We start from the raw sequence: 25211 nt of genomic DNA, 5'->3' as shown, positions 1-25211 counted from the left end.
GGTGGCAGGCGCAGCGACGACGGTCGCGACGCCGAACCCGCTGCGCGATACACGCGACAGCCGGGTTCCGCGCATCGCTGGACCGTGCAGCTTGGTGATATTCGGCGTTACCGGTGACCTGTCGCGGCGCAAAGTGCTGCCGGCCATCTACGACCTGGCGAACCGGGGGCTGCTGCCCCCGGGTTTCTCCCTGATCGGCTTCGCGCGCCGGGACTGGACCGACGAGGACTTCGCGAACCTGGTTCACGAGTCGGTGTCCTCCTCGGCGCGCACTCCCTTCCGGGAGGAGGTGTGGCAGCAGCTGAAGGAGGGCCTGCGGTTCGTCCGCGGCACGTTCGAGGACGACGCGGCCTTCCACAAGCTGGCCACCACCCTCAAGGATCTGGACCGGGATCGCGGGACCGGCGGCAATACCGGTTTCTATCTGTCGATTCCGCCCAGTGACTTCCCGATCGTGCTGGAGCAGCTGTCCAAGAACGGTCTGGCCCAGCCGGCGGATTCGCCCGCCGGACAGCCCGAACCGTGGCGGCGGGTGGTGATCGAGAAGCCCTTCGGACACGACCTGAAGAGCGCCCAGGAGCTCAATGCCCTGGTGAACACGGTGTTCCCGGAGCGTTCGGTGTTCCGCATCGACCACTACCTGGGCAAGGAGACGGTGCAGAACATTCTGGCGCTGCGCTTCGCCAACCAGCTGTGGGATCCCATCTGGAACGCCAACTATGTGGACCATGTGCAGATCACCATGGCCGAGGACATCGGCCTGGGTGGTCGCGCGGGCTACTACGACGGCATCGGGGCGGCGCGCGACGTCATCCAGAACCACCTGTTGCAGCTGCTGGCGCTGACGGCCATGGAAGAGCCGGTGAGCTTCCAGCCCAAGCAGCTGCAGATCGAGAAGATCAAGGTGCTCTCGGCGACGAAACTCGTCGAGCCGCTCGACGAGACGACGGCGCGCGGCCAGTACACCGCGGGCTGGCAGGGCAGTGAGCCGGTGGTGGGCCTGTTGCAGGAGGAGGGTTTCGACCCCAACTCCCGCACCGAGACCTACGCGGCCATCACCCTGGCCGTGGAAACCCGCCGCTGGGCGGGGGTGCCGTTCTATCTGCGCACCGGAAAACGGCTGGGCCGCCGGGTCACCGAGATCGCGGTGGTGTTCAAACGGGCCCCGCACCTGCCGTTCGACCAGACCATGACCGAGGAGCTCGGGCAGAACGCGCTGGTCATCCGGGTGCAGCCGGATGAGGGCATCACCATGCGATTCGGGTCCAAGGTGCCCGGGTCGTCGATGGAGGTGCGCGACGTGAACATGGACTTCAGCTACGGCGAAGCCTTCACCGAGGACTCCCCCGAGGCCTACGAACGGCTCATCCTGGATGTGCTGCTCGGGGTGCCGTCGCTGTTCCCGGTCAACGAGGAGGTCGAATTGTCCTGGCGCATCCTCGATCCCGCGCTCGCGCACTGGGCCGAGACCGGCAAGCCCGACCCGTACCAGGCGGGCGGCTGGGGCCCGGAATCCGCCGACGAGATGCTCGCGCGCAGCGGGCGGGAATGGCGGCGGCCGTGATCATCGACATGCCCGACACCGACACTCGCGAGGTGTCGAAACGCCTTGTGCAACTGCGGGAATCCAATGGCGTCGTGACCATGGGGCGGGTGCTCACCCTGGTGGTGTGCACCCTGGACAGCTCCGAGGCCGAGGACGCCATCGACGCCGCCAACGACGCCAGCCGGGAGCACCCGTGCCGGGTGATAGTGCTGGCGCGCGGTGACCGCATGGCCCAGACCCGGCTGGACGCGCAGATCCGCGTCGGTGGAGACGCCGGGGCGGCCGAGGTGATAGTGCTTCGGCTGCAAGGGGATCTGGTACCGCACGAGTCGAGTGTGGTGATCCCGTTCCTGCTGCCCGACACCCCAGTGGTGGCGTGGTGGCCGCGGGGCGCGCCGGAGTTCCCTTCCAAGGATTCGGTGGGCCGACTGGCGACCCGCCGCATCACCGATGCGACCTTCGCTTCGGATCCGCAGACCACCATCAAGGGCCGGCGGCAGTCCTACGCGCCCGGCGACACCGACCTGGCGTGGAGCCGGGTCACCTACTGGCGGGCGCTGCTGGCGGCGGCGCTGGACGAGGCTCCGTTCGAACCCGTTGAGTCCGTGACGATTTCGGGCCTGGCAGAAGAACCGGCGCTGGACATGCTGGCGGGCTGGCTGGCCGCACGGCTGGACTGCCCGGTGGTGCGGCGCACCGGTGATCTGAAGGTGGAGATGCACCGGCCCACGGTGTCGATCTCCATTGCGCGTCCGCAGCACGGCCGCACCGCGACGCTCACCCGCACCGGTGAACCCGACCAGCGTTTCGCGCTGGCCCGTCGGGAGACCAAGGACTGCCTGGCCGAGGAGCTGCGTCACCTCGACGCGGACGACATCTACGCCGAGGCCCTCACCGGAATCGAAAGGGTGACCTATGAGTAAGCCCGCCGTCGAAACCTTCGCCACCACCGACGAACTCGTGCAGGCCGCGGCCGCGAAGTTCGTCGCCCAGGTGGTGGCGGCGCAGCGTCTGCGCGGCTCCGCCTCGGTGGTCCTGACCGGCGGCGGCACCGGTATCGCCCTGTTGGAATGGGTCCGCAAGGCGCCCGGCGACATCAACTGGTCCAAGCTCGACGTCTTCTGGGGCGACGAGCGTTTCGTCCCCACCGGCGACGCCGAACGCAATGAACTCCAGGCCCGTCAGGCCCTGCTGGACCACGTCCCGGTCGACCCGGCCCGCGTCCACCCCACCGAGACCTCCAGCGGCGACTACCCCGACCCGCTCGAGGCCGCGGGCGAGTACTCGGCCACCGTCCACGCCCACCTGGCCGAACACGGCGCCTTCGACCTGCACCTGCTGGGCATGGGCGGTGAGGGCCACATCAATTCACTGTTCCCCCACACCGACGCCACCCGCGAACAGCACGAACTCGTCGTAGCCGAAACGAATTCCCCCAAACCCCCGGCCGTCCGCATCACCCTGACCCTCCCCGCCATCCGCAAGTCCCGTCACGTGATGCTCATCGTCTCCGGCGAGGCCAAAGCCGCCGCGGTAGCCGCCGCCCTCAACGGCGCCTCCCCGCTCGACATCCCCGCCGCCGGCGCCATCGGCACCGAATCCACCACCTGGCTCCTCGACGAATCGGCCGCGGCGGATCTCCCGAGCTAGATCCAGGACGAATCATCATCCGCCGGAGGGGCGGACCCGCACCCGCGGGTCCGCCCCTCCGTCCTCCTGCTCGAATACGACAAACCCACAGGTCCGCCCGGGTTCCGTGCGCTGGATTCGGGTAGTCGAGTACTCGCGATCAAGCCTGGTTGCGGTCATAGCGTGGAGGCTCGGTGGCCGAAGGGTTCGGCGCGAGGGGAATGACATGATCGACATCATCACTCTGCGGGGTACCGGGGAGCAGCGCAACAGCGATGGGACGCCGGCGGGCATGCTGCACGATGTCACCAAGCTGCTGGATACGGCGAAGTTCCGGTGTTTCGAGCCGGATTGGCCTGCTTCGGTCGGGCCGGATCCGGATACCTGGGGGCCTTCGCTGGACACGTCGGTGCGGTTGGGGGTGGCGGCGGGGGTCGAGGCGCTGCAGGATTCGCCGAATGTGTGTGGGCTGATGAGTTATTCGCTGGGTGGGATCGTGGCGAGCACGATACTGCAGGGGGTGCGGGCGGGTATCTACACCAATGTCGACGGGTCGCCGCTGGAGATCGCGTTCGTGGTGAATATCGCCAATCCCATGCGGCGGGCGGGGCAGTCGGTCGGGAATCTGTGTCCGGCGACGAGCTATGGGCTGCACGGGCAGCGGGGCGCGTGGCCGCTGGGGATGGATGTGCGGGAGTACGCGAATCCCGACGACATCATCACCTCCTCCCCCGCCGATTCGCCGCTGCGGGCCATCGATATCGCGATTTCGCCGTTCTCGCTGGTCGAGGGGGCGCAGATCGGGAATCTGACGCCGGTGATCTTCCATGAGCTGCTGGATTTCCTGATGCAGAGTCCGATGGCGAACCTGGATCGGTACCAGGCGGCGGTACGTGGGCTGATCGGGTATCTGACGCCGTGGCCGGACGGGCAGCACGTGCTGTATTCCGGGCACAATATGCCGGGCACGGGCGTGCTGTGGACGACGCATGCGGCGGAGTACCTCAACGCGAACTTCTGAGACGTCGCAGCCGAGGGCAGCGACTCGGCCTCGAATTGCCGAGTGCCGGTGCCAGATTGCCGTCTTTCAGCGCGAATAGCCCGGTGCCGGTGCGGTTTCCCGCCAGATATCGGGCGGCACCACGACCCGGGAGCGTCCGTGCCGGTCGAGGATGCGGCCGAGTAGTTTCTCGTGCCGCAGCGTGATGGTGCGTTCTGTGACGACGAGCTCGGGATGCTGTGTGGCGAGCTGGTTTTCGAAGCGGGTGACCTCGGCGACCGAGTGCAGTCCGGCCTGCAGCACCAGATTGTGGGTGCCGCTGACGGCGGCGCAGTTGCGGGTCTGCGGGAGCTGGATGAGCCCGTAGCCGATCTCGGGCAGCGCGGCGGTGGGCGCGGTCGCCCAGAAGGTGACCGCGACCGGCCAGCCACCCAGCGGGCGCGCGAAATCGCAGCGGAAGCGGAGCAGCCCGAGACGGGTGAGCTCGTCGATGCGGCGTTTGACGGTGGAGGCGCTGGTATCGAGGGCGGCGGCGAGGACACTGTGCGCGTTGCGGCCGTCGCGGGCCAGTGCGCCGATGAGGGCCCGGTCCAGCGGGGTGACGCGGCGGCCGCGATCGGCTCCGGCCGGGACGGGCGCGGTGCGCAACTGGTCACGCTGGCCGGGGGCGAGGGCGTCGATGCGCCAGCTGCCGCCCTCGGCGAACCAGTGGGTCACGATGCGGGTGCGCACGGCCGCGATGTGTGCGACGGCCGGCAGCACGTCGAGGGTGTAGCGCGACATCTGCCCGAAATCGCCGGTGGCGACGGTGGCGAGAATGCGGTTGCTACCGCCCGCGCGTTCCAGGGTGAGCATGTGCGGATGCGCGGCCAGGGTGGCGACCACCGCGTCGGTCTGCCCTGCGGCGCAATCGATGTCGACGAAGGCGGCACACAGCAGATCGAAAACCGCCGGGCCGGGTGAGACGCTGATCCAGGCCTCGCCGCGGTCACTGAGTCGTTGCCAGCGGCGGGCCACGGTCACCGGGTCCACGCCGAGCACCCGTCCGAGGTCGGTCCACGAGGCGCGGGGTCGCAGCTGCAGGGCGTGGATGAGCGCCAGCTCCTCCTCGGTCAGCAGCCTGACGTCATCCTGCACGGTCCGGCACCCTCTGCTCGTATCCTGCGATTCACCCGCGTCCGATGCCCAGTCTTGCACAATCGCAGGATCGCTTTCGGCAGAGACGGAACTGGAGAGTGCGTCGTGGCATTCGGTGATTTTCAGAACGAGATCTACTTCAACGGGTTGCGCGGGGTGGTGCCGGCGCTGCCGGTGAGCTTCGCGGAGCTGGCCGAGCGGGCGCAGGCGGCGCTGCCGCCGTCGGTGTGGTCGTATGTGGCGGGCGGCGCAGGCGACGAGCGTACCCAGCGGGCCAATGTGGCGGCGTTCGATCGGTGGGGTGTGATTCCGCGCATGTTCGTGGGTGCCAAGCAGCGTGACCTGTCGGTGGAATTGTTCGGGAACGCCTGGCCCGCACCGGTTTTCATGGCGCCCGTGGGTGTGATCGGGCTGTGCGCGCAGGACGGGCGCGGTGATCTGGCGACCGCGCGGGCCGCGGCGCGCACCGGCGTCCCCATGGTGGCGTCCACGCTGAGCGTGGATCCGATGGAGGACGTGGCGGCCGAATTCGGTGACACCCCCGGCTTTTTCCAGCTCTACACGCCCACCGACCGGGAGCTGGCCGCCAGCCTGGTGGAGCGGGCCGAGCGGGCGGGGTTCAAGGGCATCGTGGTCACCCTCGACACCTGGGTGACCGGCTGGCGGCCGCGCGATCTGTCCACCGGCAATTTCCCGCAGCTGCGCGGGCACTGCCTGGCCAACTATTTCACCGATCCGGTGTTCCGGGCGAGCCTGGCACAGTCGCCGGAGCAGGATCCGCAGTCGGCCATCCTGCGCTGGATCCAGGTCTTCGGCAATCCGCTGACCTGGGCGGATCTGCCGTGGCTGCGCTCGCTGACGAAGCTGCCGCTGATCGTGAAGGGCATCTGCCACCCCGAGGACGCGCGCCGCGCCCGGGATCTGGGCGTCGACGGCATCTACTGCTCCAATCACGGTGGCCGCCAGGCCAATGGCGGGCTCCCGGCGCTGGACATGCTGCCCGAGGTGGTGGCCGCCGCCGAGGGGCTGCCGGTGCTGTTCGATTCCGGGGTGCGCTCGGGCGCGGACATCATCAAGGCGCTGGCGCTGGGCGCGTCCGCGGTCGGTATCGGCCGCCCCTACGCCTACGGGCTGGCGCTGGGCGGCGCGGACGGCATCGCGCACGTGCTGCGCACGCTGCTGGCGGAGTCGGATCTGATCATGGCGGTGGACGGGTATCCGACGCTGAAGGATCTGACGCCCGAGGCACTGCGCGCGGTCTCGGTCTAGCTCGTCACTGCTGGATGCGGCGGAAGGGGCGGGCCGATTCGAGGGCGTAGGCGAGTTCGAGCAGGGTGCGTTCGTCGCCGTGGAGGGCGGAGAACATCACCCCGATGGGGAGACCGGACTCGGATGCGCCCATCGGGAGCGAAAGGGCCGGGGCCCCGGTCACATTCGCGAACGGCGTATAGGTGACATAGTCCAGCAGGCGGCCGAAGACCTCGTCGAAGGCCTGGTCGGGGCTCAGGTAGCCCAGGCGGGGTGTGAGGCTCGCCAGCACCGGGGACACCACGAGTTCGACGTCGTGGAAGGAGGCCGCGTATGCGTGGCGGAGGCGCGAAAGCCGGTGCAGCACAGCGGGTGAGCGCAGGGCGGAGCCGCGGAAGCGGGCGGCCAGGCCGCGGGTGAACGGGTCGAGGCGGGCGGGATCGAAGGACCGGCCGAAGCTGAGTTTGCCGGTGAGGCTGCCCAGGAAGGCCAGCATCGCCCAGTAGGTGGCGAAATCCTCGGCGAAGCCCCGGTCCACCGGGTAGGGGATGGGCCGCACCTCGTGGCCGAGGCCCTCCAGCAGCGTGACGGTGTCGTCGAGCACCGCGCGGATCTGCGGGTCCAGGGTTGCCCCGGTGATGGGATCGCTGAGGAGGCCGATGCGCAGCCGTCGCTGGGCGGGCCCCTCGACCAGCCCGATCGGCAGCAGCGTGGGATTGCGCCAAAATCGTTCGGCCGCCGCGAAATAGGTGGCGGTATCGCGGACCGTGCGGGTGAGCACGCCCTCGGAGACCAGGTTGATCGGCATGGAACGAGCCTGCGGGCCGTCGATGTGACGGCCACGCGTCGGTTTCAGGCCGACCAGCCCGCAGCAGGCGGCGGGAATCCGAATGGAACCGCCGCCGTCATTGCCGTGCGCGATCGGCACCGCCCCCGCCGCGACGAGGGCGGCCGAACCACCCGACGAGGCGCCCGAGGAGACCTCGGTGTCCCACGGATTGCGGGTCGGTTCGGCATCGACGAATTCGGTGGTCGCGTTCAACCCGAACTCGGGCAGGGTGCTCTTCCCGAGCACGGTCACACCGGTGCCCAGAAACTGTTTCGCGAAGGGTCCGTGCGCCTTCGCGGGCCGCGCCCGCCAGGCCGCACTGCCGTGCTGGGTCGGCAGCCCGGCCACGTCGGTGTTGTCCTTCACGAAGGTCGGCACACCGTACAGCAGCGCCTCCCGATCCCCCGAGACCAGCGGCGGATCCGCCTCCACTACAACCGCGTGCAACACCGGATCCACCTGCGCCACCCGCTCGCGGGCCGCCTTGGCGACCTCGGCCGCACTCAGCTGACCGCTCCGGATCAGCGCGGCAATGGCCACCCCGTCATGCTCGCCGAGCGCGTCATCGCTGAAAGCGTGAACTCGAACTGCCATGAACCGGGCCTCCTGATCGACACACACCCGATGTCTGCCCGACGGTACGCCCCCACCTGCACGCACGAACAGCAGGATCCTCGAATCGACCGGTGGCCGGGCCTGATGTCCCGGACCACGAGTCGAGTCGGGTTACGCCGGGAGGCCGAGGCTCTTCAGGGCATCGGTGAGGAAGGTGTTGACGGCGTCGGGGCGCTCGAGCTGGACCAGGTGGCCCGCGGCCGGGACCTCGACGACCTCGCGGAGGTCGGGGACGTTGGCACGCAGGGTGGCCAAGGGGTCGCGACCGCTGAAGCCCTCCATGTCGGGGTCGTTCTGGCCGTAGAGGAAGAAGGTGGGGACTTCGACCTTGGCGTCGGCGTAGGCGGCGGTGAGTTCCCAGTTGCGGTCGAGGTTGCGGTACCAGTTGAGGCCGCCGGTGAAGCCGGTGCGCTCGAAATCCTCGACCAGGGTGTCGAATTCGGCTTCCGAGAGCCACGGCCAGGGCAGGGCGGGCGCCTGCGGGAGGACGTCGAGGTAGCCGAGGCCGGGCGGGTTCTTCCAGGTGTCGAGGTAGTGGTAGTCGCCGGAGAGCGAATAGTAGACGCGGGCCAGGAAGCCGCGCGGATCCGCGGCGAGTTCGGCGTCGGCGATGCCGGGGGTCTGGAAGTAGGACAGGTGCAGGAAGTGGCGTTCGGCCGCCTTCGTCCAGAAGGCTGACGGCGCGCGCGGCGGGCGCGGGGCGAACGGGTTGTTCAGGACCATGACGGCGGCAACCCGCTCGGGGGCGCGCAGGCTCAGCTCCCACACCAGCTGCGCACCGAAGTCGAGGCCGACGAAGACCGCCCGCTCCGCGCCGATGTCGTCGAGCAGGGCCATGAGGTCGCCGATGACGGCGGCGTTGGTGTAGGCCTCCGGGTCGGCGGGCGCCTCGGTGCGGCCGTATCCGCGCAGGTCGGGGGCGAGGGCCCGGTAGCCGGCCGCGGCGACGGCGTCAAGCTGGTGGTGCCACATGAACCAGGTGTGCGGAAACCCGTGACAGAAGACGACCGGGAAGCCCTCGCCCTGATCCGCGACGTGCATGCGGACCTCCCCGGTGTCGATCGTCCGATGTGTCAGTTCCACTCCGCCTCCAATTTCTAGAACACGTTCCTATTTCAAGGTAATGTCCAGAGGTCGTGAGCGAAATACCCAAGATTCTCGCCGGAAAGGTCGCGGTGGTGACCGGCGCCAGCCGCGGCATCGGCAAGGGCATCGCCCTGGAGCTGGGCGCGGCCGGGGCGACCGTGTACGTCACCGGGCGCACCGTCACGGCCGGACACCTGCCGGGCACCGTGGCCGGGACCGCCGCCGAGATCGACGCCCTGGGCGGGATCGGGGTGCCGGTGGTCTGCGATCACCGCGACGACGCGGCCGTGGAGAAACTGTTCGCGCAGGTCCGCGACGAGCAGGGCCGGCTCGACGTGCTGGTCAACAATGTCTACAACTCCCCCGCGTCGGCGCGCTGGATCGGCCGCAAGTTCTGGGAGGTGCCGCCCAGGGCGTGGGACGAGGGCTTCGATATCGGCGTCCGATCCCATTACGTGGCAAGCGTTTTCGCCGCGCCGCTGCTCATCGAGTCGCAGGGCCTGATCGTGAGCGTGTCCTCACCCGGCGCGATCCGCCAGATGCACAATGCGGTCTACGGCGTCGGCAAGGCCGCCGTGGACCGGCTCACCGCCGACATGGCGCACGATCTCGACGGCACCGGCGCGACCGCCGTCTCGATCTGGCCTGGCATCGTGAACACCGAACTGCTGCAAATGGTTCCGGCTGATGCGCAGGGCCGTCGCCTGGTCACCCTGCCGGGTGAGGGCACCTTCGATCTCGACCAGGCCGAGACCCCGCACTTCGCCGGCCGCGCCGTGGTCGCGCTGGCTGCGGATCCGGATCGCCTGGCGCGCACCGGAAAAGCCTGGAAGGTCGCCGATCTGGCCGAGGCCTACGGCTTCACCGACCTCGACGGCCGCGTCCCGCGCGCCGACTAGACATCACGAATTACGTTCCCGAAGAACAGGAGTGGACAACCCTATGCGACGCGTTTTCGTCGTCGGCGTGAACATGACGCCGTTCGTCAAGATCGGTTCCCGCGAGTGGACCTACCCGGAGATGGTCGCCGAGGCCGTGAACGGCGCGCTGAAGGACGCGGGCGTCACCTACGACCAGGTGCAGCGCGCCGCGGTCGGCTACGTCTTCCAGCCCTCGGCCGCCGGGCAGCGCGCCCTCTACGACATCGGCCTGACCGGCATCCCGATCGTCAATGTGAACAACAACTGCGCCACCGGTTCCACCGCGCTCATGTTCGCCCGCGAGTGGGTGGCCGCCGGCATCACCGATGTGGCCCTGGCCGTCGGGTTCGAGCAGATGACCAAGGAGGCCATGGCCGGTCCGACCACCAAGCCCAAGGTCATCACCGTCGACGCGCACCTGAAGGTGAACAAGGAGCACTTCGAGTTCTCCGCCGCGCCGATCACCACCCAGTTCTTCGGCAATGCCGCCATCGAGCACATGAAGCGCTACGGCACCACGCCCGAGCAGCTGGCGGCCGTCGCGGTCAAGAACCACGAGCACTCCACCCGGAATCCGCTGGCGCAGTTCCAGGATGCCTACACCCTCGAGCAGGTGCTGGGCGACAAGCCGGTGCACGGCCCGCTGACCCGCTCGCAGTGCTCACCCATGTCCGACGGCGCGGCCGCGGCGGTCGTGGTGAGCGAGGAGTTCGTCAAGGCCAACGGCCTCGAGGGCCAGGCCATCGAGATCCTGGCCCAGGAGCTGGCCACCGACGACAACACCGCCTTCTCCACCGGTTCCATGATCGACGTGGTGGGTGCGCCCATGACCCGCGCGGCGGCCTCGAAAGTGTTCGCGCGCGCCGGAATCGGCGTCGCCGACGTCGACGTGATCGAGCTGCACGACTGCTTCTCCATCAACGAGCTCATCACCTACGAGGCGCTGGGCCTGTGCGGCGAGGGCGAGTCGGGCGCGCTGATCGAGTCCGGCGCCACCACCTACGGCGGCACCTGGGTGGTCAACCCGTCGGGCGGCCTGATCTCCAAGGGCCACCCGCTCGGCGCGACCGGCCTGGCCCAGTGCACCGAATTGAGCTGGCAGCTGCGCGGACTCGCGGGCGCGCGGCAGGTCGCGGGCGCGCGCACCGCGATGGCGCACAATCTGGGCCTGGGCGGCGCGGTGGTCGTCACCCTGTACGCGGCCCACACGGCGTGACCATCGGACGGAGTTGAGAACCCCATGACCACACTCGATCCCGACACCCTGCTGCGGCTGCCCGTGCACAACGGGCACGCCCTGGTGGCCGGGCTGAAGCGGCACCGCAACCGTCCGGTGCTCACCCTCGGCGACCACGTCCTCACCGGCGGTGAGGTGCTCGACGGCATGAGCCGCTACATCGACGCCTTCGCCGAGCACGGCGTCACCACCGGCACCCCGGTCGGCGTGCTCGCACTGAACCGGCCCGAGGTGCTGTTCACCATCGGCGCCGGCCAGATCGTGGGCTCGCGGCGCACCGCCCTGCACCCTATCGGCGGCCTGGACGATCATGCGTATGTGCTTGCCGACGCGGGCATTTCGACGCTCATCCTGGATCCGGTGCCCGCGTTCGTGCAGCGCGCCCGGGAACTGGTCGACATGGTGCCGACGCTGACCAAGATCCTGGTGCTGGGCCCGGTGCCCGAGCTGCTCGCCGATGTCGGCGTGGATCTGCTGGCGACCGCCGACAAGTACGAGCCGCATCCGGTGGAGGCGGTGGAGCTGCTGCCCTCCGACGTCATCTCCATCAGCTACACCGGCGGCACCACCGGCAAGCCCAAGGGCGTGATCGGCACCGCGCTGACCATGAACACCATGACGCAGATCCAGCTCTCGGAGTGGGAGTGGCCCAAGCGGCCCAAGTTCCTGATCTGCACTCCGCTCTCGCACGCGGGCGCGGCGTTCTTCCTGCCGGTCGTGCTGCTGGGCGGGCAGTGCGTGGTGCTGCCGCGTTTCGACGCCGGAGAAGTGCTGCGCGCCATCGAGGAGCACAAGATCTCGGCGACCATGCTGGTGCCGTCCATGCTGTACGCGTTGCTCGATCACCCGGATTCCAAGACCCGGGACCTGTCCTCGCTGGAGACGGTGTACTACGGGGCCTCGGCCATCGACCCGAATCGGTTGCAGGAGGCCATCGATCGCTTCGGGCCGATCTTCGCCCAGTACTTCGGGCAGTCCGAGGCGCCGATGGCGATCAGCTACCTGGGCAAGGACGAGCACGACAAGGAACGGCTCACCTCGTGTGGTCGGCCCTCGACCGCGATCCGGGTGGCGCTGCTGGACGGCGAGGACAAGCCGGTCCCCCAGGGTGAGGTCGGCGAGATCTGTGTCTCCGGGCCGCTGCTCGCCGCCGGCTACCTGAATCTGCCCGAGGTCACCGCCGATACGTTCAAGAACGGCTGGCTGCGCACCGGTGATCTGGCCCGCCAGGACGAGGACGGGTTCCTGTTCATCGTCGGGCGTTCCAAGGACATGGTCGTCACCGGCGGGTTCAATGTGTTCCCGCGCGAAGTGGAAGACGTTGTCTCCGAACACCCGAAGGTGGTCACCGTCGCGGTGGTCGGTGTGCCGGACCCGCATTGGGGCGAGGCCGTGACCGCCGTGCTGGTCCTCGACCCCGCCACCGCGGCCGATCCGGCCGCGATCGAGGTGGTCACCGCCGAGATCCAGGCCGCGGTCAAACAGCGCAAGGGTTCGGTGCAGGTGCCCAAGCATGTCGTGGTGATCGAGGAACTGCCGCTGACCGGACTCGGCAAACCGGACAAGAAGGCGATCCGCGTGCTGGCTCAGGAGCGCCTGGGCATCGCCTGATTCCCCGCGGGCGCTCGGCTAGGCGAACTTCCGGGTTCGGATCAGCCGGGCGCCCCGGCGGGCGCTGTCGATGCCCGCCTCCACCACGGCCCGGGTCACGAAGTGCCCCAGGGCCGTTGCCACGAACATGGCCGCGATGAGCACCGGGGCCCAGTTCCAGCTCAGCGCCAGCATCATCCGATCGAAGGTGCCGCGCGGCTGCACCACCGGCTCCCAGCTGTTCAATCGCACCCAGCGGCCCAGGAAAACGCCTACCGCGCACAGCAAATGGATCGCGAGCGTCACCGGGGTGCGCCACGCGCCCAGCCCGCGCGCCTCCAGGAAGCGACCCAGCTCGGCCAGCACCAGGTAGTAGGCGATGAAACCGGAGGCGATGAACGCGCCGTAGACCGGCAGGATCGTCGTCACCACCGGGCCGTTGCCGGCCGCCCGGATGTCGTCGCGCAGGTGCACCAGATCGGTCACCACGTAGGGCGCATTGGGCAGGAACAGCAGCAACAGCACCAATCCGCCCCACCACACCGGCGAAATCGGTAGTCGCCGTTCGTCATCGCGCACGCCGCGGAACACCAGTAGCGCCAAAGCCACCGGGATCCATGCCAATACGGTGTTCCACACCATCCAGAACAGATTCCGGTCCAGCACCCCCGCAAGGCTCGGCGCGACCGTCTTCACCGGGTCCATTCGTTCATGATGCCGATCTCGGCGCGGCGCGTCATGCGAGTTGGCAACACCCTTTGGCAACACTCCTGCCACCGATGCGCCCACGCTGTCCGTGAAAGGCTGGTCGACAGGTGGCGACCAGCTGTTTTACGATCGTATTATGCGGCCGTGGGATATGAGATTCCCGAGTGGGCCCTCGACGTCGCGGCCCGGCTCGGCATCGCACCCGAGGAGATCATGCGGGTCCTGACCGGCCCCGACCGGCGCTGGCCGCGACCGGTGCGCGGGACGGGCGGGCTACCCGCTCTCATGATCATCGGCCGCACCGGCGCGGGGCAGCCGCTGGCGGTGGTGGTGCGCCCGCTGTCGCAGTGGGACCAGCAGGTCGTCGGCGTCCGGCCGGTGACCGGAAGGCTTCTCGCCCAGTTCGAACAATGGGAGGCGGACCATGACTGACTATCCGGACAAGGGCTACCCGCACACGGCCGACGAAGCCCGCGACTTCCTCGACAGCCTCACCTTCGACGAGGACGCCCCCGAACCCGACCTCCCCGGCCCCGACACCCCGGTCACGGTGCTGCGCACGGTCCGGCTCCCCTACGCCATGGATCAGCGCATCCGCGCCGAGGCCGACCATCGCGGCGTGAGCATGTCCGACCTGATCCGCGACTTCCTCACCATCGAACTGGCCGCCCTCGACGACGACACCCCCATCAGCCGCGCCGATGCCCGCCGGGCCCTCAGCGCCGCCCTCGCGAATCTGTCACCCGTGCAGCGTCATCCGCGGTGACCCTGCCGCGCACGACGAATCGCCCGGGCACCGATGGGGTGCCCGGGCGATTTCAGGAGCTTGGGGCTAGGAGAACTTGATTTCGAGGCCGATGCCGAGAATGGAGATCAGCCAGATCAACCCGAGGAAGATCGTGATGCGATCGAGGTTCTTCTCGACAACAGTGGACCCCGACAAGCTCGACTGCACGCCACCACCGAAGAGGCTGGACAGACCTCCGCCCTTGGCCCGGTGCAGCAGCACCAGCAGCACCAGCAGCACGCTGGTGATAACGAGGAGGATATCCAGGAACATCCGCATGGCCGACAGTGTATGCGGTCGAGATGGAACACCCCGAATCAGGCCAGGGAGGGCTGTGGCCCGGGGCATGCGGTCACGGTCAGAACCAACAGCTGATATCGGCGAGCTCGAACACGCCGATGAGGCGCATGCTCAACGCCGGACAAGCCAGAGCGCGGTCGCGAGTACGACCAGAACCGACCACACAACCCAGTAGACCGGAGTTGCGTGCACCACGACCAGCACCGCGGCTGCCACGGCGAGCACGACGACCGTGTTTGTTCGCATGGTGGATTGTCTCAACCCGCTCCGAGACTCCGTGATCGACAACGATCGCCGGGGTGGTCGGCGGGACTCGAACCCGCTTCCGCCGGAATCACAATCCGGTGCCTCGGCCGCTTCGGCTTCGATCACAGTCGATTCGGGAGGAGCCGAACCTCCGGTCCCCGCCTTGTCAGGGCGGTGCTCCGACCACTGAGCTACGAATCGTTGGTGACGTAGGTCGGAGTCGAACCTCCGGGACACGTTGCCCGCCCCCGGTTTTCAAGACCGGCTGACCTCCACAGGCCGGAACCTTCCGAGACGGCCAATCCATCGGGCTTGCGGTACAACAACATTCGCAGCCGACCCGGGAACCGAATTTCCGGGCCTGCCGTCAGGTACGCCAGTTGACGCGGGTGGGGTCGGCGGGGCCTACGGCGATGAGGTGGGGGGTGCGGCCCCCGCCGAGGGTGAATTCTTCGACTCGTTCTTCGGCGCGGCGGTCCACGGCGGTGAGGCGGACCTGGTGCCGGTGCATGTGTTCTCGGGGGCGGGTTCGACTGGTTAACATCCGCTGAACAGTGCTGATACGAATAGCACATGATCAGCTATCGAAGGTCGTTCACCACAGGAGAGGGATTCATGACGTTGAAGGCTCGATCTGTCCTGCTCGCCGCCGCGGCCGGGAGCGCCCTGTGCCTCAGCACCGGCATCGCTTCCGCCGACCCCACCGATCCGTCGGGTTTCCTCGTCGGAGACACCGCTTTCTTCAATATCGGTGGTTTCAACTGTTCGATCGCCGCCAATGGCGTTGTCGGCTGCGATCTCAACCCGGCGGGCGCGCTGATGTACGTATCGCTGGCCGGGCCCACCGGCCAGGCCTATCCGGTGCCGTACGCCCCGGCCGCGATCATCGACAACGCCGCCTGGCCCGCCCATCCGGAATGGAGCGGCGGCACCGGCCACACCCGGCCCGGCGGCAACCAGGCGGTGCCGTTCAGTGGTGACATGTGGTCTCCGGCCAGCATCAGCTACGCGGGCGCGACGTGCACGCAGGGTTACCGCAGCGCGGTGCAGTGCACCTCGATGGGACATCAGTTCTCGTTCAATTCCAGCCAGGTCTACGGCAGCTGAGCCGTACCCGCGTGAAAAGCCCTGCCGGGCACGCGTTTCGCGGCGCGGCAGGGCTTCACAGTGTCCGGCGGGCGTATTCGTCGAGCGAATCACGCACGAAGGCAGCGTGTTCGGGCCCGCCGTAGGCGGCGGCGAAGCGTTCGTCCTCGACATACATCCGCCCGAGTCCGCCGATCATGGCGATGGAGCGCTCCCGATCACCCTCCGCCAGTGGCGTTCCGGGGATGGCCCGCAACCACGCCACGTGCCGTGCGGCCAGCGCCTGCGCGCGCTCGGAGTCCGGGGGGCACCCGTCCTTGCGGGCGGCGATCCAGCACGCGATCAGATCGTCGGTGTCACGCTTCCACTCCCGCTGCTCCCGCAACGACTTGCCGTGCCACCACTCGTTGCTCACGGCGAAAGCGTCTTCACCCCAGCGGGATACGACCTCGTCGCGGTAGGGGTCGTTGAAGCCCTCCAGCATCATCTGCAGCGATCCGTCGACCCCGGCGCGCGCGTCGAGGGTGTGACGCAGGGTCCGGATGCGCTCGTCGAGGCGGGCGCGTTCGTCTTCCAGCAACCGCAGATGGGTGTGCAGGGCCTTGTCCGCATCGTGTTCGCGGTCGAGGAACTCGGCGATCACCGGCAGGCTCAGGCCGAGCTCGCGCAGCAGCAGGATGCGCTGCAGTCGCGCCACCGAATCGGCGTCGTAGAAGCGGTAGCCGTTGTGGCCGACCCGGGCGGGCGGGAGCAGCCCGATCTCGTCATAGTGACGCAACGTGCGGCTGGTGACGCCGGGGCTGTCGGCCAGTTGCTGAATCGTCCACTCCACGAAGCCCTCCCGTCTCGTCGCTAATTCTTGCCGACCCAGTCGCCCTCGAAGGTCGCCGCCCACTCCTTGGCCCGGTCCATCTCGGCCTCGCGGGGTGCGGTGAAGATGACCCGGTTGCCGTCCGGGTCGTCGAGGGTGACATCCGTGGTGTACCAGGCGGTGTCCGCGGGACCTGCCACGCCGAGGCCCGGGAGATCGCGCTCCCGCAGGGTTTTCGCCAGTGAGGTGAGGTCCGTGCCGCCGGCGGCGAAGGTGACAGTCGTGCTGCCCGGCGCCGGTTCGCCCGGGACCAGCAGCAGGTCCTGATACTTCATCCGCCGCAGGTGCACCAGGACGGGTGTGCCGTCGGCGCCGGGAATGGTTGCCAGCGCGATGAATCCGGCGGCCTCGTAGCAGGCGGTCGCGGCGGCGAGGTCGCGCACCCGGAAGGTGGCGAACATGGGCATGGGGTAGATGGTCCGGTCGATGGCCGGTTCGGCGTGCTCGCTCATGGCCTCGACGCTGTGGGTTGACGTAGCGGCAAGGTCAACTCGGCGCCACCGGGGGCGAGGCGTGGCGGAGCAAACCGCCGGCATGTCCTCCACGAGACGGAGAACAGCGGTGTCCCGGCCCGGTCGCTGGAAGACCCCGCGCACCACGACCTCACCCGAGAACAGGTGCAGCAGCATGAAGAACAGCGGTTCGCGGATCTGCGCGGCGCTGCTGCTGTGTGCGGCGCGGGCGGGAAACTTCACTCACGTGCGACCATCCTGCCCGCTGCCAAGCGTGCAGCAAACATCCGGCCCGACCGTGACAGGACGATCGACACGGGCCGCACGGCGATGGCGCGAAGTCGAGGCGGCAAACGAGGCCCACCCGGAGAGTCGCGCTGACATGGCCGACCCGATCGATAACAATGCAGCCCCATGACGGACACGGCCGGGAGCGGATTGATAAATCGGCAGGCAGACCGGGTTCAGAATGTATCGCCGCCCCGGGCGGGATTTCGGCCCGATATCGAAGGGTTGCGAGCAGTCGCGGTACTGGCCGTCGTGTTCTTCCATGCGGGTACGCCCGGGCTCGGTGGTGGATTCGTCGGCGTGGACGTCTTTTTCGTGATATCGGGCTTCCTGATCACCGGAATGCTCTGCCGGGAGGCAACGGCCACCGGCACTATCGAGCTGGTCCGGTTCTACGGCGCACGGGCTCGCCGGCTGCTGCCCGCGGCGAGCATCGTCCTGGTCACCACCGCGATCGGCGCGGCGGTGCTGCTGCCGCCGCTGCAGGCCCGCCAGGTCCTGGGCGACGGGATCGCAAGCGCGTTGTACGCCGGCAACTACCGGCTCGCCCTGCACGGTACCGACTACCTTGCCGCCGATGCGCCGCCGTCGCCGTTTCAGCAGTTCTGGTCGCTCGGTGTGGAGGAGCAGTTCTATCTGCTGTGGCCGGTGGTCATCATGACGACGGCCTGGCTCGTCCGGCGGCGACGAACCGGATCGGCCACGCCGCTGCCGTACCTGATCGTGCTCGCGGTTGTCGCAGCCGCCTCGTTCACGATCTCGCTGGTGTGGACCCGTGTGCTGCCGCCATGGGCCTTCTTCTCGCTGCCCGCTCGGGCCTGGGAGCTGGCGGTCGGGGGCATGGTGGCGCTCTCGGCCGTCGTATGGTCCCGGTTGCCGAAATCGGTGGCCGTGCTCGTCGGATGGATCGGCCTGGTCCTGATCGTCACGGCCTGCACCCAGCTGAACGGCAAGACACCGTATCCCGGCGCCGCGGCGCTGCTGCCTGTCCTGGGCGCGGCTTCGGTGATCGTGTCCGGCTGTGCCGAACCACGATTCGGGGTTGGCCGGGTACTGGCTCCGGCCCGGGTGCGGGCGATCGGCGGCCTGTCCTACACCTGGTATCTGTGGCATTGGCCGGTGTTGCTGCTGGCGCCCCTGGCGCTCAGCCACCCGCTGGGGCGAGTCGGCGCACTCGGCGCGGTGGTGATGGCCGGCGGACTCGCCCTGCTGACGCACTGGTCGGTCGAGAATCCGGTCCGCTTCGCCGCATTGTTGCGGAGCTCCGGCAGGCTCAGCCTCGCCTGCGGCGGCGCGTGCACCGCAGTCGCCATCTGTGTGGCGGTGGCACTGCTCGTGCTCGTCCCCGCCCCGGTCGGACACGGTAGGTCGGCGCCGGCGCTCACCCTCGTCGCACCCCCCGCGCCGTCCACTCCTGCCGCCGACCCCCGCGACCAGGCGGTTCGGCAGCTGGTCACACAAACTCAGTCGGCGGTCGCCGCCTCGGCCGAAATCCGGGCTGTCCCTTCGAATCTCACCCCCTCGCTCGGCGACGCATCCGGCGACAAGGCAGACGTGTTTGTCAATGGGTGTGTGCGCTCCTGGCGCGATGTGGGCCAGCCCGAATGTGCCTCGGGTAATCCGGACTCGGCCACCACGGTGGCCTTGGTCGGTGATTCGCACGCCGCGATGTGGAGTCCGGCGTTGGAGCCGATCGCCGCGGCGCGGGGCTTGCGGCTGGAAACCATGGCGAAGGTCACCTGCCCACTGCTGGACCTGCCCATTACGAGTCCCTATCTGGACCGGGAGTACACCGAATGCGAGCAATGGCGCGGCCAGGTGCTGACCCGGCTGCGGAGCGAACGCCCACGGCTGATTGTGGTGAGCATGTCCCGACGCTATGGCGGGGACTTCGGCTTCGTCTCCTATGACCGTGCCTGGATGGATGGCCTGACCCGCCTGGTTGCCCAGCTGCGCGCGATCGGCTCGGCCGTCCTCGTTCTCGGGCCGATCCCCGATCCGCACACCACCGTGCCGGCGTGCCTGTCCGAGCACATCGACGATGCGTTGGCATGTACCCCCGAGCGACCGGTCGCGGTGAACGACGCGGGTGTCGTGGCCGAGCAGACAGCAGCCGTCGCCGGAGGCGGCCAGTACGCCGACCTCACCTCCCTGTTCTGCACTGCCGTCCGCTGTCCCCTCATCGTCGGCAACACCCTGGTGTACCGCGACGACAACCATCTCACCGTCGGCTACGCCCGGACACTCGGACCTGCCATCGGTGCGTTCACGGACCAGGCGCTCGCTCACGGCTGAGCCGTTTTGCGCTGGGTAGTCGCGGTGCCGCCGGCGCAAACTCAGTCGGACAGACGCTCGCGTCGGCGCTCGGGATGCCGGTGCGATCGCCGTACGATCGGGCATATGCCAGCAACTCGTCCGTGGGTCTTGCTCGCACTGACCGCCGTGACCGCCGCCGGATGCTCCTCCAACGGCGGCGTCAACGACATACCACCCGCCTCGCTCATGGGCCGCTCCTTCGTCTCGACCGCGGTGGCGGGCACCGCGATCCCGGGTGGCGGGCCGCTGACCCTGACCTTCGCCGACGGGCGCATCTCGGCCACCTCCGGCTGCAATACCGCCACCGGACCCGTTGACCTGCAAGGCAATACCATCCAGGTGGGTGAGATGGCGACCACGCTCATGGCATGCCCGGGCGACCTCGCGGGCGCGGACGGCTGGCAGGACGGCCTGCTGCGCTCCCAGCCGACCTGGACGCTGGCCGGCGACACGCTCACCCTGAAAGGCAACGGCTCCACCGTCACCATGCTCGACCGCAAGGCCGCCCACCCGGACAAACCGCTGATCGACACGCCCTGGATCGTGACCGCCCTGCTGCGCCCCGACGCCGAGGTCCACTCGGCCACCCTCGACGAGGTCCGCCCCGCCCTCACCATCACCCCGGACGGCGAGGTTTCGGGCAGCGCGGGCTGCAACACCATGACCGGCACGGCCCAGATCGACGACGACAATGTCACCTTCCAGATCGCGACCACCCGCATGATGTGCGACCCGCAGGTCATGGAGGTCGAGCAGCAGGTGCTGCAGGCACTGGACGGAAAAACCAAGGCCACCATCGATTCCAACGAACTGACCCTCCGCAACACCGGCAACAACACCGGATTGAAACTGCGCGCGGAGTGAGAAGCGCCTGGGATCGGATCTTTGCCGCATCCGGTGAACCCGCTCGTCCGCCCAGCCGGCCGCCGGGGTGATCGCCGCCGAAAATCGTTGTCGCTCGGCGCTGTTCGGGCGCTAGCGTCCGGTTGCATGAACGAGAGATATCTGAATGTGGTGGATGTGGAGGCCACCTGTTGGGAGGGGCCCAATCCGCCAGGACAGCCGAACGAGATCATCGAGATCGGGTTGTGCGTCCTCGATACAGTCACCCGCGAGCGGGTGAGCACGCACAGCATCCTGGTGCGGCCCGAGCATTCGACGGTCAGCGAGTTCTGCACACAACTGACCACACTCACGGCGAACCAGGTGGGGGCGGGAATCGGGTTCGCCGAGGCCTGCGAGTTGCTGCGCACCGAATTTCATGCCGATTCGCGGCCGTGGGCGAGCTGGGGTGACTACGACCGCAAGCAGTTCGCCTCGCAGTGCGAGGTGATGGGGGTGCGGTACCCGTTCGGCAGCAGGCACATCAATGCCAAGCTGGCCTTCTCGGTCGCGCGGGACACCAAGCGGCGGTACGGGATGGCGGGGGCATTGCGGCTGGCGGGGCTACCCTTCGAGGGGACTCACCATCGCGGCGGGGACGACGCCTGGAACATCGCCGCGTTGATCGCCGGCATGCTGGCGCGCGACGCCTGGCCACGCTGAGCGTGGTGGCCCGTCCTCGGAAATCCACAGGCCAGCCACCGACATCACCTGGAACACTTCCGAGCAGATCACCAATATGGTGGAAATACGCCCGCGACGGGTCAGCGCCCGGCACTCTGGACAGACCGGCCGGCAGATCCGATATTGCCGCTGATCGCGCTGTGTCACACCTACGCTGAGGTCCCGGCGAACTCGACATATGGGAGGGCGTCATCAACGATCGGGAAGCTGAGCTGGATCAGTGGTTTCGCGCGGAGGTGGCCGCGACGACACCGGGAGCGGCTCGCGCGCACCGGGAACCGATCGACGCCGCCACCGGATTGACCGGCGCGCGGTGCCTGGAACTGTTCGATGCCCAGGCCGCGTCCCGGCAGCTGGACCTGGCGGCGCGGCGGCTCACCCGGGAGGGGCGCGGGTACTACAGCATCGGTTCGTCGGGGCACGAGGGCAATGTCGCGGTGGCGGCGGCGCTGCGGGTCACCGATCCGGCGCTGCTGCACTATCGGTCCGGCGCGTTCTTCGTGTACCGCGCCCGGCAGGTGCCCGGCCTGGATCCGCTGCGCGATGTGATGTTGGGTGTCGCGGCGGCGGCCGCGGACCCGATTTCCGGTGGGCGGCACAAGGTTTTCGGCAGCAAGCCCGCCCACATCATTCCGCAGACCTCCACCATCGCCTCGCACCTGCCGCGCGCGGTCGGCCTGGCCTTCGCCCTCGACCGGGCCGCGCAGCTGCGCCTGCACACCGAGTGGCCCGTGGATGCGGTGGTGGTGTGCAGCTTCGGCGACGCGTCGGCCAATCATTCGACCGCCGCCGGGGCCATCAATACCGCGATCCACACCGCCCACCAGGGCGTACCGATGCCGATCCTGTTCGTGTGCGAAGACAACGGCCTCGGCATCAGCGTGCCCACTCCGCGCACCTGGATCGAGCAGGCCTACGGATCCCGGCCCGGACTTGCGTACTTCGACGCCGATGGTACGGACCTGCCCGCCGCGCTGGCGGCGGCGACCGCAGCCGCGGATCACGTACGCGCACACCGGAAACCGGCTTTCCTGCATCTGCGCACCGTACGGCTGTTCGGCCACGCGGGCTCCGACGTGGAATCGGCCTACCGCCGCCCCGCCGACATCGCCGCCGACCTGCGCCGCGACCCGGTGACCGCCACCGCCCGCCTGCTCATCACCGCCGGCGTCACCACCCCCACCGCGATCACCAGGCGCTACGACGAGATCGGCGACCAGGTCGCCAAGGCCGCCGAAGCAGCCTGGCACGAACCGAAATTGCACTCGGCCGCCGAGATCACCGCCCCGCTCGCCCCTGCCCACCCGGCTCTGGTCCGCGCCGACGCCCTGCGCACCGCCGATGTCACACCCCCGACCGCGGCTGCCGTGGACTCGGCCACCGCGACCGCCGGTCCGGCGCCCGCCGCCGAGGACGCGGCAGGTGCGATATCGGACCCGGCCTCCGCTACCCGACCCGACGCCGCCGTGTCCGCTAAACAGGCTGCAGCGCAGTGGATCTCGTCGGCAGCGCCTCCTTCACCGGTTTCCGGCGAGCCGCTCACCCTGGCACAGGCCGTGAATCACACGCTGGCGGAGTTGCTGGCTCGCGATCCGGATGTGCTGGTGTTCGGGGAGGATGTGGGGCGTAAGGGTGGGGTGTACGGGGTGACGAAGGGGTTGCAGCAGAGTTTCGGGGTGCGAAGGGTTTTCGACACGCTGCTCGATGAGCAGAGTGTGCTGGGGACCGCGCTGGGGGCGGGGCTGGCGGGGTTCGTGCCGATTCCGGAGATTCAGTACCTGGCGTATGTGCACAATGCGGAGGATCAGTTGCGGGGGGAAGCGGCGACGCTGTCGTTCTTCTCGGGTGGGCGGTACCGGAATCCGGTGGTGGTGCGGATCGCGGGACTGGCCTACCAGAAGGGGTTCGGCGGGCATTTCCACAATGACAATTCCCTTGCGGCGCTGCGGGATATCCCCGGCCTGGTGATCGCCGCGCCGGCCCGAGCCGATGATGCGGCGGCGATGTTGCGCACGTGCGTGTCGGCGGCACGGGTGGACGGGCGGGTGTGCGTGTTTCTCGAGCCGATCGCGCTCTATCACACCCGGGACCTGTATAGCGCCGGGGACGGCGGCTGGCTGGCGGCGATTTCCGGTGTGCGCCATGCCGAGATCGGGCACGCCCGTGTATATGGCACCGGCGCGGATCTCACCATCGTGAGCTTCGCCAATGGCGTGCCGATGAGCCTGCGGGCGGCGGAGCGGCTGGCCGCGCAGGGGATTCACGCGCGGGTGCTCGACCTGCGCTGGCTGACGCCGCTGCCGGTGGCGGATCTGCTCGAACATGCGCGAGCCACGGGCCGGGTGCTCGTCGCCGATGAGACCCGCCGCAGCGGAGGCGTTTCCGAAGCGGTGTGCGCGGTGCTGCTGGACGCCGGGTTCGAGGGCCACGTAGCCCGCGTGACCAGTGCCGACAGTTTCGTGCCGCTGGGTCCGGCCGCCGCGGCGGTGCTGCTGGACGAGGCGGCGATCGAGGCCGCCGCCCACGCGCTGCTGACCGCTCCGCAGTGACCGGACACGCATGAGGTTTGCGTAATCGGACACCCGATACGCCGAACCCGCGGCCGGCGCACGGCAGCACGCCACTACCGGTCGCAGCGGTGGGATTCGAGATGGCGCGCAGACCCTTCGGTCAGCGCAGTTTGGAGCGCGCGAGTTTGCGCAGGGCCGCCCGCAGGCCCTCGGACTCCTCGGCGCTCATCTGCTCCACGAAGTGCGAGAGCACCAGATCCGATCGGCCGCCGCTACCCAGCGCCTCACGCATGAGGCGGGCGCTGTACTCCTCACGGCTCAAGGTGGCCCAGTATCGGTAGGCCTTGCCGACGCGTTCGCGTTCCAGCCAGCCCTTGCGATGCAGATTGTCCATGGTGGACATGACGGTGGTGTAGGCGATGTCGCGCTCGCCGGCCAGCTCGTCGAACAATTCCCGGACCGTCGTCTTGCCGGAGCGGTCCCAGATGCGTTCGATGACAACCGCTTCCAGGTCTCCGAAGCCTCGCGCACTCACGTCTGACGTCTCCTCACCTCACGGCTCAGCCGATTCCGCATCGCGTGTCGGCCTACTGTCCTGGTGCGCACCCGATCGTAGGGTGATCGCCGGTATGGACTCAAGCCGCGCCGGCCGCCGGGGACGCGCCCACTCATACGTTCTACGTACGTAGACAGTAATATGGTGCACCCGGCGGACGTCACACGCAACCGGACAGCGAGACAACGCCGGACCGGCATTTCTCCCACCTGACAGCCCCCGCTCGCCGACAACGACGCAGCGTCAGTCGACGATGCGATGCCCCGCATCACGCAGCGCCGCCGACGCCTCCTCCAGCCGATGCGCGGGAACCAGCACCAGATCCGCGTGGTAGGTGGAGGCGACGAACACTGGGATCGACGACTCCGCGAGGGGCCCGATCAAAGCCGCCAGCGTGCCGGGCGCGCTCAGGCTGCCCGCGTCGACACCGTAGAAACCCTTCCAGGTCTCACCCTCGGCCCACGCGGGCGCCTCACGAATCACGGTGAGCCCCTCCGGCGCCCGCACCAAGGCGATCCACTCGTCATCCTCCGGGAAAGTGGAATTCGGCAGATGATCCACCGCGAACTGCGACGGGACGATCCGCAAACGCTGGGAGCCGGTCATGGCGACATCGTAGGCGGAAGGTCGGACAAACCCGGTGCTCGCACCGCGACAGCCCAGTATTGGTGTCCGCGACTAAAATTCG

At 68.6% G+C, this 25211-nt stretch carries 26 protein-coding genes and 2 tRNA genes; 15 read left to right on the top strand and 13 right to left on the bottom strand.

Annotation, left to right across the window (positions count from 1 at the left end; genetic code table 11):
* The first annotated feature begins 1 nt into the window (after nt 1).
* The 4 genes from zwf to ABZ909_RS24205 all read left to right on the top strand — a co-directional run bounded on the left by zwf (nt 2) and on the right by ABZ909_RS24205 (nt 4196).
* Nucleotides 2–1564, top strand: coding sequence for a glucose-6-phosphate dehydrogenase (gene zwf / locus ABZ909_RS24220; RefSeq protein WP_357003311.1), 1563 nt, complete (start codon nt 2–4; stop codon nt 1562–1564).
* Nucleotides 1561–2469, top strand: a complete 909-nt coding sequence (gene opcA, locus ABZ909_RS24215) for a glucose-6-phosphate dehydrogenase assembly protein OpcA (RefSeq protein WP_357003309.1) — start codon at nt 1561–1563, stop codon at nt 2467–2469. The genes zwf and opcA overlap by 4 nt, the downstream gene beginning before the upstream one ends.
* Entirely contained in the window at nt 2462–3196 is a 735-nt protein-coding gene (gene pgl / locus ABZ909_RS24210; RefSeq protein WP_357003307.1) for a 6-phosphogluconolactonase, read from the top strand. The genes opcA and pgl overlap by 8 nt, the downstream gene beginning before the upstream one ends.
* Before the next feature lie 205 nt (nt 3197–3401).
* Nucleotides 3402–4196 carry a hypothetical protein gene (locus ABZ909_RS24205; protein WP_357003305.1) on the top strand — a complete coding sequence of 265 codons (795 nt, stop codon included), beginning with the start codon at nt 3402–3404 and terminating at the stop codon, nt 4194–4196.
* A 66-nt stretch (nt 4197–4262) separates the two neighbouring features.
* Here the strand turns inward: ABZ909_RS24205 and ABZ909_RS24200 are convergent, their stop codons facing one another.
* Nucleotides 4263–5312: an Lrp/AsnC family transcriptional regulator gene (locus tag ABZ909_RS24200; RefSeq protein ID WP_357003304.1), complete on the bottom strand. Its 1050-nt coding sequence runs from the start codon at nt 5310–5312 to the stop codon at nt 4263–4265.
* A 105-nt stretch (nt 5313–5417) separates the two neighbouring features.
* On the opposite strand from ABZ909_RS24200, the gene ABZ909_RS24195 reads away from it, so the two are divergent.
* The gene (locus ABZ909_RS24195) at nt 5418–6581 is read left to right on the top strand and encodes a lactate 2-monooxygenase (protein WP_357003302.1); all 1164 of its coding nucleotides are present in this window, start codon (nt 5418–5420) and stop codon (nt 6579–6581) included.
* 4 nt (nt 6582–6585) lie between these two features.
* Here ABZ909_RS24195 and ABZ909_RS24190 read toward each other — a convergent pair whose 3' ends face one another.
* On the bottom strand, nt 6586–7983 hold the full coding sequence (locus ABZ909_RS24190) for an amidase (RefSeq protein ID WP_357003300.1): 1398 nt from the start codon (nt 7981–7983) through the stop codon (nt 6586–6588).
* A 132-nt stretch (nt 7984–8115) separates the two neighbouring features.
* The gene (locus ABZ909_RS24185) at nt 8116–9087 is read right to left on the bottom strand and encodes an alpha/beta hydrolase (protein ID WP_357003298.1); all 972 of its coding nucleotides are present in this window, start codon (nt 9085–9087) and stop codon (nt 8116–8118) included.
* Nucleotides 9088–9140: 53 nt separating this feature from the next.
* On the opposite strand from ABZ909_RS24185, the gene ABZ909_RS24180 reads away from it, so the two are divergent.
* Genes ABZ909_RS24180 through fadD8 form a run of 3 tightly spaced genes read left to right on the top strand, consistent with a single transcriptional unit; the run spans nt 9141 to nt 12858 of the window.
* A complete protein-coding gene (locus ABZ909_RS24180; RefSeq protein ID WP_357003296.1) occupies nt 9141–9989 on the top strand; it encodes an SDR family NAD(P)-dependent oxidoreductase in 849 nt (282 codons plus the stop codon).
* Between the two features lie 43 nt (nt 9990–10032).
* Nucleotides 10033–11226 carry a Nonspecific lipid-transfer protein gene (locus tag ABZ909_RS24175; RefSeq protein ID WP_357003294.1) on the top strand — a complete coding sequence of 398 codons (1194 nt, stop codon included), beginning with the start codon at nt 10033–10035 and terminating at the stop codon, nt 11224–11226.
* Nucleotides 11227–11250: 24 nt separating this feature from the next.
* Nucleotides 11251–12858: a fatty-acid--CoA ligase FadD8 gene (gene fadD8, locus ABZ909_RS24170; RefSeq protein ID WP_357003292.1), complete on the top strand. Its 1608-nt coding sequence runs from the start codon at nt 11251–11253 to the stop codon at nt 12856–12858.
* An 18-nt stretch (nt 12859–12876) separates the two neighbouring features.
* Here the strand turns inward: fadD8 and ABZ909_RS24165 are convergent, their stop codons facing one another.
* A complete protein-coding gene (locus ABZ909_RS24165; protein WP_357003290.1) occupies nt 12877–13542 on the bottom strand; it encodes a DUF1361 domain-containing protein in 666 nt (221 codons plus the stop codon).
* Between the two features lie 147 nt (nt 13543–13689).
* Between ABZ909_RS24165 and ABZ909_RS24160 the strand changes: the two genes are divergently transcribed.
* Complete coding sequence (locus tag ABZ909_RS24160) at nt 13690–13977, top strand: hypothetical protein (protein WP_357003288.1); 288 nt, start codon at nt 13690–13692, stop codon at nt 13975–13977.
* Nucleotides 13970–14311 (top strand): hypothetical protein, encoded by a 342-nt coding sequence (locus ABZ909_RS24155; RefSeq protein ID WP_354846543.1) that lies wholly within the window; start codon nt 13970–13972, stop codon nt 14309–14311. Before ABZ909_RS24160 ends, ABZ909_RS24155 begins: the two co-directional genes overlap by 8 nt.
* 66 nt (nt 14312–14377) lie before the next feature.
* On the opposite strand, the gene secG is transcribed toward ABZ909_RS24155, so the two are convergent.
* The 5 genes from secG to ABZ909_RS24130 form a co-directional block, all read right to left on the bottom strand.
* A complete protein-coding gene (gene secG, locus ABZ909_RS24150) occupies nt 14378–14611 on the bottom strand; it encodes a preprotein translocase subunit SecG (protein WP_040858416.1) in 234 nt (77 codons plus the stop codon).
* Nucleotides 14612–14743: 132 nt separating this feature from the next.
* Nucleotides 14744–14878, bottom strand: a complete 135-nt coding sequence (locus ABZ909_RS24145; RefSeq protein WP_357003286.1) for a hypothetical protein — start codon at nt 14876–14878, stop codon at nt 14744–14746.
* Nucleotides 14879–14930: 52 nt separating this feature from the next.
* Nucleotides 14931–15004: transfer RNA gene (locus tag ABZ909_RS24140), tRNA-His, on the bottom strand.
* A gap of 2 nt (nt 15005–15006) precedes the next feature.
* Nucleotides 15007–15079 (bottom strand) — tRNA-Val (locus ABZ909_RS24135).
* Nucleotides 15080–15245: 166 nt separating this feature from the next.
* Entirely contained in the window at nt 15246–15422 is a 177-nt protein-coding gene (locus ABZ909_RS24130) for a hypothetical protein (RefSeq protein WP_357003284.1), read from the bottom strand.
* Between the two features lie 71 nt (nt 15423–15493).
* Here ABZ909_RS24130 and ABZ909_RS24125 point away from each other — a divergent pair, with 71 nt between their 5' ends.
* Nucleotides 15494–15985: a hypothetical protein gene (locus tag ABZ909_RS24125; RefSeq protein WP_357003282.1), complete on the top strand. Its 492-nt coding sequence runs from the start codon at nt 15494–15496 to the stop codon at nt 15983–15985.
* A gap of 55 nt (nt 15986–16040) precedes the next feature.
* On the opposite strand, the gene ABZ909_RS24120 is transcribed toward ABZ909_RS24125, so the two are convergent.
* Together ABZ909_RS24120 and ABZ909_RS24115 are read right to left on the bottom strand one after the other, a co-directional pair.
* Entirely contained in the window at nt 16041–16796 is a 756-nt protein-coding gene (locus ABZ909_RS24120; RefSeq protein WP_357003280.1) for a MerR family transcriptional regulator, read from the bottom strand.
* A gap of 20 nt (nt 16797–16816) precedes the next feature.
* Nucleotides 16817–17530: a hypothetical protein gene (locus tag ABZ909_RS24115; RefSeq protein ID WP_357003278.1), complete on the bottom strand. Its 714-nt coding sequence runs from the start codon at nt 17528–17530 to the stop codon at nt 16817–16819.
* Nucleotides 17531–17725: 195 nt separating this feature from the next.
* On the opposite strand from ABZ909_RS24115, the gene ABZ909_RS24110 reads away from it, so the two are divergent.
* The 4 genes from ABZ909_RS24110 (at nt 17726) to ABZ909_RS24095 (ending at nt 24006) form a co-directional block, all read left to right on the top strand.
* The gene (locus ABZ909_RS24110; protein ID WP_357003499.1) at nt 17726–19870 is read left to right on the top strand and encodes an acyltransferase family protein; all 2145 of its coding nucleotides are present in this window, start codon (nt 17726–17728) and stop codon (nt 19868–19870) included.
* Between the two features lie 105 nt (nt 19871–19975).
* Complete coding sequence (locus ABZ909_RS24105; protein WP_357003277.1) at nt 19976–20755, top strand: META domain-containing protein; 780 nt, start codon at nt 19976–19978, stop codon at nt 20753–20755.
* A gap of 126 nt (nt 20756–20881) precedes the next feature.
* Complete coding sequence (locus ABZ909_RS24100) at nt 20882–21436, top strand: 3'-5' exonuclease (RefSeq protein ID WP_357003275.1); 555 nt, start codon at nt 20882–20884, stop codon at nt 21434–21436.
* A 257-nt stretch (nt 21437–21693) separates the two neighbouring features.
* On the top strand, nt 21694–24006 hold the full coding sequence (locus ABZ909_RS24095) for a thiamine pyrophosphate-dependent enzyme (RefSeq protein ID WP_357003273.1): 2313 nt from the start codon (nt 21694–21696) through the stop codon (nt 24004–24006).
* Nucleotides 24007–24127: 121 nt separating this feature from the next.
* On the opposite strand, the gene ABZ909_RS24090 is transcribed toward ABZ909_RS24095, so the two are convergent.
* The gene (locus tag ABZ909_RS24090) at nt 24128–24502 is read right to left on the bottom strand and encodes a BlaI/MecI/CopY family transcriptional regulator (RefSeq protein ID WP_357003271.1); all 375 of its coding nucleotides are present in this window, start codon (nt 24500–24502) and stop codon (nt 24128–24130) included.
* 264 nt (nt 24503–24766) lie between these two features.
* Complete coding sequence (locus ABZ909_RS24085) at nt 24767–25129, bottom strand: ACT domain-containing protein (protein WP_357003269.1); 363 nt, start codon at nt 25127–25129, stop codon at nt 24767–24769.
* Nucleotides 25130–25211: the final 82 nt, after the last annotated feature.

Origin of the sequence: Nocardia sp. NPDC046763 (assembly GCF_040645495.1) — a bacterium.
Lineage (GTDB): Bacteria > Actinomycetota > Actinomycetes > Mycobacteriales > Mycobacteriaceae > Nocardia.
This window is presented reverse-complemented; position numbering and strand designations above follow the sequence as displayed.